10 protein-coding genes are annotated in these 12,186 nt (G+C 33.2%); 9 read left to right on the forward strand and 1 reads right to left on the reverse strand.

Annotated features, from left to right (window positions below):
• The first annotated feature begins 4 nt into the window (after window positions 1–4).
• From CVU84_09020 to CVU84_09060, 9 genes are all read left to right on the forward strand, one after another.
• Entirely contained in the window at window positions 5–967 is a 963-nt protein-coding gene (locus tag CVU84_09020; protein PKM94648.1) for a biotin synthase BioB, read from the forward strand.
• Between the two features lies 1 nt (window position 968).
• The gene (bioD, locus tag CVU84_09025; GenBank protein PKM94649.1) at window positions 969–1,676 is read left to right on the forward strand and encodes a dethiobiotin synthase; all 708 of its coding nucleotides are present in this window, start codon (window positions 969–971) and stop codon (window positions 1,674–1,676) included.
• Between the two features lie 321 nt (window positions 1,677–1,997).
• Window positions 1,998–3,344, forward strand: coding sequence for an adenosylmethionine--8-amino-7-oxononanoate transaminase (gene bioA / locus CVU84_09030; GenBank protein ID PKM94650.1), 1,347 nt, complete (start codon window positions 1,998–2,000; stop codon window positions 3,342–3,344).
• 239 nt (window positions 3,345–3,583) lie between these two features.
• Window positions 3,584–4,723, forward strand: coding sequence for a hypothetical protein (locus tag CVU84_09035; GenBank protein PKM94651.1), 1,140 nt, complete (start codon window positions 3,584–3,586; stop codon window positions 4,721–4,723).
• A complete protein-coding gene (locus CVU84_09040; protein PKM94652.1) occupies window positions 4,716–5,765 on the forward strand; it encodes a histidine kinase in 1,050 nt (349 codons plus the stop codon). The genes CVU84_09035 and CVU84_09040 overlap by 8 nt, the downstream gene beginning before the upstream one ends.
• A 20-nt stretch (window positions 5,766–5,785) precedes the next feature.
• Window positions 5,786–7,075 (forward strand): hybrid sensor histidine kinase/response regulator, encoded by a 1,290-nt coding sequence (locus tag CVU84_09045; protein PKM94653.1) that lies wholly within the window; start codon window positions 5,786–5,788, stop codon window positions 7,073–7,075.
• A 6-nt stretch (window positions 7,076–7,081) separates the two neighbouring features.
• Window positions 7,082–8,278 (forward strand): response regulator, encoded by a 1,197-nt coding sequence (locus tag CVU84_09050; GenBank protein ID PKM94654.1) that lies wholly within the window; start codon window positions 7,082–7,084, stop codon window positions 8,276–8,278.
• Between the two features lie 44 nt (window positions 8,279–8,322).
• A complete protein-coding gene (locus CVU84_09055; GenBank protein PKM94655.1) occupies window positions 8,323–9,375 on the forward strand; it encodes a hypothetical protein in 1,053 nt (350 codons plus the stop codon).
• Between the two features lie 35 nt (window positions 9,376–9,410).
• Entirely contained in the window at window positions 9,411–11,600 is a 2,190-nt protein-coding gene (locus CVU84_09060) for a hypothetical protein (protein ID PKM94656.1), read from the forward strand.
• Window positions 11,601–11,729: 129 nt separating this feature from the next.
• Here CVU84_09060 and CVU84_09065 read toward each other — a convergent pair whose 3' ends face one another.
• On the reverse strand, window positions 11,730–12,170 hold the full coding sequence (locus tag CVU84_09065) for a hypothetical protein (protein PKM94657.1): 441 nt from the start codon (window positions 12,168–12,170) through the stop codon (window positions 11,730–11,732).
• Window positions 12,171–12,186: the final 16 nt, after the last annotated feature.

Below are 12,186 nucleotides of genomic sequence, written 5' to 3' on the forward strand. Positions count from 1 at the left end.
TATTATGAAAGAATTTATAACAAAAATGGAACAGAAGATTATGCTAGGAGACAGTATTAACCTGGAAGAAGCTTTAAGGCTTACTGAAACTGAGGATTTAGAAGACTTGTTTTCAGCTGCAAATAGAATTCGCATCAAATTTATGGGTAACAAGGTAGATTTGTGTACGATTATGAATGCGAAATCTGGTAAGTGTACAGAGAATTGTAAGTATTGTGCTCAATCAGGACACTATCATACAGGTGTTGAGGAATATCCATTGGTCTCTGTTGAGCAAGCGCTTGAATTGGCTAGAGAAAATGAAAGACAAGGGGTAAATCGTTTTTCCTTAGTTACGAGTGGAAGAGGTCCTTCCGATGAAGAATTTGAAAAACTACTTGAAATTTACAAAGAACTAAAAGAAAAAACAAACATAAAATTATGTGCCTCCCACGGTATTATTTCTTATGAACAAGCGGTCAGATTAAAGGAAGTCGGTGTGGAAATGTATCATCACAATATAGAAACAAGTGAAGATAATTTTGATACAATCTGTGATTCTCATACGTATGAAGATCGTATAGAAACGATAAAAAATGTAATAAAAGCTGGGCATGACGTTTGCTGTGGTGGTATTTTAGGCATGGGAGAATCCATGGAACAACGACTTAAAATGGCCTTTGAGATAAAGGCGTTAAATATAAAGTCGATCCCAGTTAATGTATTGAATCCAATTTCGGGAACACCGTTAGGAGAGCAAAAAGTACTAGAAGCTAAAGAAATTCTAAAAATAATGGCAGTATTTCGATTTATACTTCCAGATGGTTATATTCGATATGCTGGTGGAAGAAAGGCATTAGGAGAGCTTCAAAGCAAAGGGTTAGAAGCTGGGGTTAATGCAGCCTTGGTTGGAAATTATTTAACAACCATAGGAAATAACATTTCTGAAGATTTGAAAATGCTTTCTGAAGCAGGATTTGAGGTGTGATATGTCAAAAGGAGTCTTTATTATAGGAACTGATACTGATGTAGGAAAAACCGTAGTATCCGCAGGACTTATGCACCTTCTTCGAAAAAATGGATATACCGCTTGTTATTTTAAACCTGTACTCAGTGGTGCAATAGAGGATCATAGAGAACTGATTCCTGGAGATACTCGATTTGTAAAAACTGTTGCAAACCTAGAGGAGACTCTAGAAAATATGACCCCTTATAAATTTCAAACGCCAGTAGCACCTCATTTAGCGTCAAAAATAGAAAACATCCCTATTCAAGTGGAGGTTATTAAAAAAAGCTATCAAAATTTATGTGAAAAATACTCCTATATTCTTGCCGAGGGTGCTGGTGGGCTAGTTGTTCCTCTTACAGAAGAAGGTTATATGCTCTATAATCTTGTACTGGATTTTGAGTTGCCGATTATCATCGTGGCTCGACCAGGGTTAGGCACCATAAACCATACAGTTATGACGGTTAGATATGCACAAAACCTTGGTATTACGGTAAAAGGCATTATTATCAACGGGTATGATGACGCAAATGTTTGTCATATGGATAACAAAATAACTATTGAGAAGTTAACCAATGTCCCAATATTAGGGCTTATTCCTATTTTAAATGACATTGATGTCGAGAAGCTTCAATGGGGTGATTTAAGGGAATGCTTCGAAAAAAATATCTCAGTAGATATACTATTTTAATGAATAGGTATACCAATAATATACTATGATTTTTCAAAATGCTGATTAATGACAAGGTCTATATAAATTAATAAAGATAACAATTGATAGAGATAACAATTGATAGAGATAACAATTGATAGAGATAACAATTGATAGAGATAACAATTGATAGAGATAACAATTGATAGAGATAACAATTAATAGAGATAACAATTAATAGAGATAACAATTAATAGAGATAACAATTAATAGAGATAACAATTTATAAACATAACAATTTATAAAGATAAAAATTTATAAAGACAACAACTAATACAAGATAACAATGAGGTAACAAAAATGAATGATTTACAAAAAAAGGACATGCAGTACATATGGCATCCCTGTTCTCAAATGAAGGATTATGAAAGCTTTCCACCAATCGTATTAGAAAGTGGTAGTGGTGCCTATTTAAAAGACGTTGATGGCAATCAATATTTAGATGCGGTTTCTTCCTGGTGGGTTAACTTATTTGGTCATTGCAATAAACGTATTAATGCGGCTATTGATAGACAAATCAATACCTTAGAACATGCTATTTTTGCTAACTTTTCTCATCGACCAGCGATTGACCTTGCAGAACGACTTGTGAAGCTTACACCAGAAGGGCTAAATAAAGTTTTTTTCTCAGACAATGGTTCTTCAGCCATAGAAGTAGCTTTAAAGTTGAGCTTTCAATATCACCAACAAACTGGAAACCCAAATAAAACGAGATTTGTTGCAATTTCAGATGGATACCATGGGGAGACCATCGGAGCACTTTCTGTAGGAGATTTGGGTTTATATAATGAAATTTTCAAACCATTATTATTAAATACTTTTAAGCCACAGGGACCTGACTGTTTCAGATGTCCCTATGGTCAAAAGAGAGAAGAATGTAATGCCGAGTGTTTTGAGCATATGGAAAAAACAATTATTGAAAACCACGAGCAGATTAGTGGTGTTTTAATCGAACCGATGATTCAAGGCGCAGCCGGGATGAAAATCTACTCTCCAATTTATCTGAAAAAGCTAAGAAAGCTGTGTACTGAATATAATGTACATTTTATAGCAGATGAAATTGCGGTGGGATTTGGTCGTACTGGAAAGATGTTTGCTTGTGAACATGCAGATGTATCGCCTGATATGATGTGCCTTTCAAAAGGGATCACGGCTGGTTATATGCCACTATCAGTGACACTTATGAATGATACGATTTATGATGCATTCTATAGTGATTACACTGACTTAAGAGCTTTCATGCATAGTCATAGCTATTCGGGTAATACATTAGCCTGTGCCATTGCCTGCGAGTCCTTGAATATATTTGAAGATGAACATATATTAGAAAGTAATCAGAAAAAAACAAAGCTGATTCGAGATATGGTTAGTACAATGTTTAAGGATCATCCCTATGTAGGAGAATTTCGACAATTAGGCATGGTAGGGGCAATCGAATTGGTTAAAGATCAGAAGACGAAAGAAGGTTTTGATTGGAAAGAACGCGTAGGATATAACATATATCAGATTGCACTTAAAAAAGGAATATTGCTTCGGCCGTTAGGAAATGTTATTTATTTTATGCCACCGTATGTTGTTGAAGAAAAAGATATTGAGTTCATGGTTTCAGGTGCGTTACAATCCATAAATGAATATTTTAGCATTTAGTAGAGCACGTCTTACAGATATAACGCCCTTAATAGAGCTTTTGGAAGAATAATTATCTACAGGTAATATATAACAAAATGAACATCTTGACAAATACAAGTCTGACATCCATAATAATATTTATCAAACAATTCGACAAATATAGACAAGAATCTTGAATTGTTGTTCAATAATGAATATCCTCTATAGAAACTAAGATAAGGAACCTCATTAATTCAAAATTGTAAGGAGAGACAGTTATGAAAATTGATCAACTGATATACGCAAATAATAAATTTAAAGGTGAAGTCACCTTAGGCGATAAGGCACAATGGATTTTAGTTTTTGGAAGCAAACAATTAATTTGTCAATCAGAAATATTTGATCAAATTAAGTGTTTATATCCCAATGGTTATATTATGGGGTGTTCATCAGCAGGAGAAATTCAAGGTTGTAATGTCGCTGATGATACATTAATTGTTACGGCCGTTTTTCTTGAGAAAAGTTCGGTCGTTTTTAGTAGATTTGAATTGGAGAACAACTCGAATTATCATATAACTGGCAAGAAAATTATGGATTCCTTGTCAGCTGAAGAATTGAAGCATGTATTTATTTTATGCGAGGGCCTAAATATCAATGGAAGCAAATTGGTAGAAGGAATGAGAGAGAACAATCAATTTAATATACCTATAACTGGCGGATTATCAGGAGATGGCTCGGAATTTAAGGCTACATATGTACTAGCAAATGATTATGCAAGGTCCAATCAAATCGTAGTTGCAGCCTTTTATGGAGATATAAACACAAGCTATGCTTCTATGGGGGGATGGGATACCTTTGGAGTTGAACGAATTGTGACGAAAGCGCGCAACAATGTACTTTATGAAATTGATGGTAAACCAGCATTGGATTTATATAAGGAATATTTGGGTGAAAAAGCCAATGAATTACCAGCTAGCGCACTACTATTTCCACTCAGTATTAGAGAAAGGAAATCAGCTCATAGCTATGTGAGAACAATTCTAGCCGTTGATGAAGAGAAAAAAACATTAACTTTTGCTGGAGATATTCCTGTTGGTGCATATTGCCGATTAATGAAAGCCAATACAGACAATCTAATTGATGGTTCAAGGCACGCAATTGAATTAAGTAGAGACATGATTAGTGGACAGCGTGCAGATCTGGCTATACTTATTAGTTGCATTGGTAGAAAGCTAGTGCTTAAGCAAATGGTAGACGAAGAAGTAGGCGTGGTTAAGGAGCTTATGGGAAATGATACAATTATTTCAGGATTTTATTCTTATGGAGAGATTTCTCCTTATAAGAAAGATACCACCTGTGAACTTCACAACCAAACAATGACTATTACGTTGATAGGTGAGGAGTGTTGCCATGGATGAATACAATATATTATTAAAAAAACAGATTAATAAAATTTTTGGTAGTCAAGAGACTTGTGAAGGACTTCACCCTCAAGTGAAGGAATTTCTAGAACTCATCAACAGAACATATATTGACTATGATAATGATAAAATCCTACTTGAAAGAAGTATTGACATCAGCTCTAGTGAATATATAGAAAGCATTGAAAAAATGAATAATTTGCAGGCCCAGCTTGTAAGCAATGAAAAGATGGCAGGTATTGGTGAACTTTCCGCAGGGATTGCTCATGAAATCAATAACCCCTTGGGTTTTGTACAGAGTAATATGGAAATATTTAAAAAATATATTATAAAAATGCAAGGACTTTATGAGCTTAATCAAAATATGGTTAACTATTCGAGAAGTGAAGATGATTGTGGAAAATTATGCCAAGAAGTGTTAGCTTATATGAAAACGAATAAAATGGATGCCATTTTTAACGATTTAGAAGCCATCAATGAAGAGACACTTGATGGTCTTCAAAGAATTGAAAAAATTATTAAGAGCTTGCTAGGGTTTTCCAGAAGAGGTAATGCAGAGGAATTTGTAGATTATGATTTGAACACGGGCATTAAAGATACTTTAGTAATTGTTAATAATGAAATTAAATATAATGCCAATGTCATAGAACAACTTGAGACTATCCCTTTGATATCTGCTTTATTTGGAGAGATTAATCAAGTGCTGTTAAATTTAATTGTGAATGCTTCTCATGCGATCAAAAGCAAAGGTATTTTTGGTAATATAACAATACATACTTTCGCTGACGAGAATTTTGTTTACTGTGAAATAACAGATGATGGAGCCGGAATCCCTTCCAATTGCTTAAACAGGGTATTTGAACCCTTCTTTACCACGAAACCAGTTGGGAGTGGTACGGGTTTGGGTCTTAGCATTGCACATGATATTATTGTTAACAAGCATAAGGGTAATATTGATGTCAAGAGCACAATTGGAGAAGGAACTGTTTTTACGCTAACTCTACCAATTCATAGTGAGCAGGAGCATGTTGATTATTAATCATTAAGGAGTTGTAAAACATGAGAGTACTTGTTGTAGATGATGATCGCTTCAATTTAATGGTGGCACAAGGCTATTTGCAGTATTATTTCAAGGAATATACCGTTTTTCTTTGCCAAGATCCTAAAGCAGTAATGGGTATGCTGGAAACAGAAAATATTGATATACTTTTACTTGATATCATGATGCCTGAAATAGATGGTATAGATATCCTTAGGCAAATACGTAGCAACGAAGCATATGGTGATTTGCAAGTGATTATGTTGACTGCAATGAATGATAGTGAAAGCTTCAAAACGTGTTTTGAAATAGGTGCAAGTGATTATGTTAGAAAGCCAATTGATATAACGGAATTTCAAGCTAGACTTAAAGCTGTGGCAAAAAATAGAAGCAATACGCTTATGCTTAAAGACATGATTGATGTGATGAAGAAACAAAACATTGAACTCAAAACGGTTAACGCTTTATTAAAAGACACTCAATTTCATTTGGTTCAATCTGAAAAGATGGCAGCGATTGGAGAGCTTGCGGCAGGAGTCGCCCATGAAATTAACAATCCCATTGGGTATATTGGCAGTAATCTTGAAACCTTATCCAATTATTTGAAAAAAATAAATGAATACTTTATTTACAATCAAGAATGCTTAGAGGGCATGGTTACGTGTTTTGAAGATTCACAATATAAACAGATTATGGATACAATAAAAGGAAAATACAATCAACTTAAAATTGAAGCCATAACAGGAGATTTAGAAAATATTATAACAGATTCCAAAAATGGTATTCAAAGGGTTGCAGAAATTATTCAATCTCTTTTAAATCTTTCCACAACCAGTTTAGATCAAGAAAAGGATTTCTGCTTATTGGAGCTAATCGTTAATCAGGTTTTTCTTATTGTAAAACATGAAGCGGAGAACGTGGCAGTAATAACTCAAAACAATACGATGCTTCCTGAAATCTATTGTAATGCGGGGCAAATTGGTCAAGTTCTATTGAATATACTTCTCAATGCAATTCAAGCCATTAAGTTGCAAAGTAAAGAATCTCTGGGACATATAGAAGTCAATACATATCAAGAGGCAGATTATATGTGCATTTCAATTACAGATGATGGACCAGGAATACCAGAGGAAAATCTGGATAAAATCTACAACCCATTTTTTACTTCGAGGGATGTTGGCCAGGGTACTGGATTAGGATTAAGTATTTCCTTTGACATCATAGTTAATAAGCATAAGGGTGTATTAGATGTAAAAAGTATATTAAATGAAGGCACAACTTTTATTATTAAGCTACCAATATCGGTATAGTCACTAATGAAAAATAGTGTCAGGGAGGTTATCATGAAGAAAATATTGTTTGTTGATGACGAGACTCAAATATTAAAGGCGTTAGGTAGAGTTCTTATGGATACGGATTACAAAGTAAATACAGTTGATAGTGGAGAAATGGCCTTAGAATTTCTAAAACACAATAACGTTGATTTAATCATATCGGATATGCGAATGCCTTTTATGGACGGGTATGAATTACTGTCCAAAGTAAAATTGCTATATCCTAATATCATACGAATTATTCTAAGTGGATATTCAGATGAAAAAGTCGTTTTCAATGCACTTCAAAAAAACATAGCTAAATTATATATTATGAAACCTTGGGAAAATGATAAGCTCTTGACAATCATTGATCAAGTATTTAAGACAGAAGAAATATTGACCTCTGTTAATTTACTAACATTAATTAATGGTACAGAACATCTGCCTACGATAAAAGAAAGCTACCAAAGAATACTTCAACTTATTGATAAGGAATCTGACTTATCTAATATTGCTCTAGAAATTGAGCGAGATCAATCAATTGCTTCAAAGCTATTACATGTTGCAAATTCGGCATATTATAGTGCAAAAACAGGTTCGCTTAAACAAGCAATTACCTATATAGGAATTCAAAATACTAGGAATTTAGTTATTTCTACCTCAATAATTGAAGGATTTAAATCAAACAGTATTGTTAAAGAAAAAATGGAAAAAATATGGAACCATGCATTTATTACGAATAAGCTATTGAGCTTCATTTATCAAAAACATTTGCATAAAAAGCTGCCTGAAACCTTATCTGCAACGGGGTTACTGCACAATATTGGTCTTGTATTATTTTTGAGTAACTACGGACAAGAATATTTAAAACTTATGCTAAATGCAAAAACACAAAAAAAATGTATTGAAGAATTAGAGTTAGAGAAGTTTAAAGTGACACATAATGAAGCAGGTAGCTATCTGTTAAATTGGTGGGAATTCCCATATGCTATTGTTGAAGCTACAATGTATCATCATAAACCATTTGACGAAAACATAACGAATAATGAACTAGTATGTGCACTTCATATTGCACAGAGATATGCATGGGACTTGATGAAAGAAGAAACGTATGAAGATTTTGATCTGCGTGTTTTTGAATATTTAAAAATATCAAAAGGTGATTTTGAGATTAGTTTGGCTTCGTTTAAATTATAAAATTCTTTGAAAAAATAGTTGTTATATATAGGGGGGGTAATACAGTGTATGAAAAATATTCGGTACTATTTGTAGATGATGAAGTTAATATATTAAACTCTCTTCAAAGAGGGTTGATGGATGAAGAATATAAATGCTATTTTGCTTCAAGTGGGAAAGAAGCTTTAAAGCTTTTAGAAAAAACAAAGATCAGTGTGATCGTAAGTGATATGCGTATGCCAGAAATGGATGGACTAAAATTGCTTAAAGAAGTTGAGGATCAGTATCCTCGAATGATTAAAATAGTACTATCAGGTTATACACAATTGCCTCAGATATTGGTAACCATAAATCAAGTAGATATTTTTAAATTTATTACCAAACCATGGAAGTTAGAAGGAGAGTTCAAAGTAGTTATTCACAAAGCCCTTGATTATTATATTATGCAAGAAGAAAATGATGAAATTAAAAAAGCCTTACAAAATAAAAATTTAGCATATACCAACATTCTAAAAAATATTGAGGATACAGTTGCTTCGGCAAAGAAAAGCAGTGAAATTCTTGCAGAATGCGGAAAACAAATAATAGATTTTAATCGTAAAACCAGTAACCAATCAAAAGAAGTATACACGAGCTTTATAGATTTGCAAGGGAAGGTGTTTGACTTATTTATTCAAGCAGTAAAAGGTGATGAAAAAGAAACCTCATGTGAGGCATTATTTAATGAAGTTATTCAAGTTATTGAGACGTATATACCTATTTCAAATACCGAATTAAAAACTAGTTTCCGACAAAAAGCAAAAATTTATTATAAGATTGCAGTAGCACTTTTGTTGTCATGTACATTGATATTAGAAGATTTATATAATAAAAATGGCTTGTATATTGTTGCAGCTGTTAACAATACAAATAATCCAACCATTAGTTTGATATGTCCAAAGGTAAGCTTAAATCAATCAGAGGATGCTGATAAAGAAGGTTTGTTGTTAGACATAAGAATGGATTTACTTAATTCGGTTATTGCAAATGTTGCAAAGCTGAGCAAGATGGATTTTTATGTGACCCAATTGAATGGTAGTTTGATTGCAGTATTGACATTAAGTTTACAACAGGAATAACATTGCCTTGTAGCGAGTGAAAGGATGGTCGATCAATGAGTGCACATCAGATTGCGATTTTAGTGAGTATGACTAATTCTATTGTTATGTCTCTATTATTGCTTTTATTTTCAATAAAAAGTAAAGAAAAGTATTTATTGTATTGGGCTTGGGGATGGGGTATGTTCAGTATACACTGTATAAATCACTTGCTTTGTAGTTTCTTTTTTCATTTACCTAGTTTGAGCATTCTTACAAATTTTTTTGCTTGGATAAGTATACTTCTTATTTATAAGGGTGTTATGGTTTATAGAAATAAGAAAATTAACAAAATATATATTAGGATTAATTTAACTGCATTGCTTTTAATATACCTATTACATACTTTGTACAAAACAATAGATATGTTCAGTGTTTCAATATATTTTGCCTTATTGTTTTTTTGGACAGCATTTTTGATCTTTAAATATTTTACAGAAGGCTTGCTGGGAAAAGTCATAGCTGGTGGTGGATACATGGCTATGGGAATGATTTATGCGATTTCTCCTTTTTTAGCTGTAGTATTTAAGGAAGGAGTTTTTGATCATGTTGCAATTTCTGTTATTTCCCTTTTATGTGCGATTGGATTTGTTGTATTTTATTTTGAACGAATGCATCAAATAGTGATTCTTGAAAATTCAGAAATAAAAGCACTGCAGAGGGCATTGGAAAAATACAAGAGTCTTGCAGACTATGTAACTGATCTTGTGATTTTTATTGACAGCGATGGGAAAATAATAGATGCAAATCAAGCGGCAATCGAAAAGTACGGATATACAAAGGAAGAGCTTTTAAATAGCACAATCTATAAACTAAGAGGCTTGATGGATGTATCAATAATAACGAATCAAATAAATACAGCAATAAATGAGGGTATTCTATTTGAGACCATTCATTATACTAAAGATGGAAGAGCTTTTCCTGTTGAAGTTAATGCAACTGGAATACCATTTGATGGCAAGCGGATGATTGTTAACGTTATTCGAGATATCTCGGATAGAAAGAAGACAGAAGAAAACCTATTAAAGTTGACTAGAGCTGTTGAGCAAAGCTCTAGTGGGATTGTAATAACAGATATTTATAGTCATATCGAATATGTGAACCCGAATTTTACAAAAGTAACTGGATTTAAAAAGGAAGAGGTTATTGGTCAAAATCCTAGGTTTCTTACTTTGGGGCTCAATGGAGATGATAAATATAAAGAACTGTGGGGAACAATTACGGCTGGATTAGAGTGGAGAGGAGAGCTACTTTATAGAAAGAAAAATGGTGATGTCTATTGGGGTCTTACGACTATTTCTCCGGTAAAGAATGTAAATGGTGATATTGTTAATTATATTGCTATACAAGAAGATATAACTGAAATTAAAAATCTTCATGAGAGACTTTGTCAGAGTAATTTAGAAGCCAACAAACTATTAAACGAACTTCAACTGACCCAAGGTCAACTCATTCAACAAGAAAAACTTGCAGGGGTTGGTCAATTGGCGGCAGGAGTAGCCCATGAAATTAATAATCCACTAGGTTTTGTTGCAAGTAACTTTGAGACCATGAAAAAATACATAGAAACTTTAACAGAATTATTAAAGGATAAATTACAGGGTGATTCAACTAGTAAAAAGATTACTTTTATGATGCAAGATATTCCAGAGCTACTTAAGGACACAGAAAACGGACTCGATAGGATTACTTCTATTGTAAAAAGTCTTAAAAACTTTTCTAGAATCGAACAAACCGATATCCAACAACCGTATGATTTAAACGAAGGAATTAGAGATTCATTAACCATAATAAATAACGAAATTAAATATTGTGCGGTAGTTCAGACTGACTTAGGTGAGATTCCAGATATCATAGCAAATGGAGGCCAAATCAACCAGGTGCTGTTGAATATTTTGGTCAACTGCACACAAGCCATCAAATCCAAATACAAAGAACCTCTAGGGTGTATCCGGATTATTACTAAATGTATAAATGATCAGGTCATTTGTATGATTGAAGATAATGGTCCAGGAATTCCTGAAGAATTAAGGGAAAAGATTTTCGCACCATTCTTTACTACAAAACAAGTTGGGCAGGGAACAGGACTCGGATTGGGAATTGCTTACGATATTATTGTTAATAAACATAAAGGACGAATTACCGCTACTGAGTCTGAATTAGGAGGTGCTTTGTTTCAGATTTGTCTTCCCATTCAAAAAACATAAGTGAAAGCACACATCAAAGCTTTCTGATTAGTAGATCTATAAGCGATGTATTCAAAATATATGAAATAAACTGGGTAGAGATTTTTTCTACCCAGTTTTGAATTTATCTAACTCAACATATTTGACTTGTTATAAATCAATTCTCTTTATTTGTTGCCTTAAGTCTTTAAATAAATCAAGCATAAAAAGCTGCTCATCAATAATATGCTTCACTAATTCTTGCCAAGCCTTATTTTCCTCACCAAATTCTAACAATTCAGGATAAAAACATAAAGCTTGAGAATCATAAAGCAAAAAATCATGAATAGTCTTCTTCACTGCCCTAATATCTTTATCATTTAAGTCTGGATTTCCTAAAATATGTTTTTTTAAGCGTTTAACGTAGGTATATAATCCGTGAAATGTTTTGTGTAAATCGTCAAGGGTAGCGACTGCCTCTTTGGGTAACTTCACATTGGATAGAGAAGCTACAATCTTTAGAAAATTAGGATGATCACTAGATATATGACTCCATAATTGAAGTTCATTGAAAATACAAGAGAATTCATTTACAAAAGTGTAACAATACATGCCATTTCCTCCTAAA

It is taken from the genome of Firmicutes bacterium HGW-Firmicutes-1, from assembly GCA_002841625.1.
Lineage (GTDB): Bacteria > Bacillota > Clostridia > Lachnospirales > Vallitaleaceae > HGW-1.

Bases quoted from the DNA above. Each gene is read 5' to 3' on its own strand.
- CVU84_09020 (PKM94648.1), top strand. From the start codon at position 5: ATGAAAGAATTTATAACAAAAATGGAACAGAAGATTATGCTAGGAGAC.
- CVU84_09065 (PKM94657.1), bottom strand. From the start codon at position 12,170: ATGTATTGTTACACTTTTGTAAATGAATTCTCTTGTATTTTCAATGAA.
- bioA (PKM94650.1), top strand. From the start codon at position 1,998: ATGAATGATTTACAAAAAAAGGACATGCAGTACATATGGCATCCCTGT.
- CVU84_09045 (PKM94653.1), top strand. From the start codon at position 5,786: ATGAGAGTACTTGTTGTAGATGATGATCGCTTCAATTTAATGGTGGCA.
- CVU84_09040 (PKM94652.1), top strand. From the start codon at position 4,716: ATGGATGAATACAATATATTATTAAAAAAACAGATTAATAAAATTTTT.
- bioD (PKM94649.1), top strand. From the start codon at position 969: ATGTCAAAAGGAGTCTTTATTATAGGAACTGATACTGATGTAGGAAAA.
- CVU84_09060 (PKM94656.1), top strand. From the start codon at position 9,411: ATGAGTGCACATCAGATTGCGATTTTAGTGAGTATGACTAATTCTATT.
- CVU84_09050 (PKM94654.1), top strand. From the start codon at position 7,082: ATGAAAAATAGTGTCAGGGAGGTTATCATGAAGAAAATATTGTTTGTT.
- CVU84_09035 (PKM94651.1), top strand. From the start codon at position 3,584: ATGAAAATTGATCAACTGATATACGCAAATAATAAATTTAAAGGTGAA.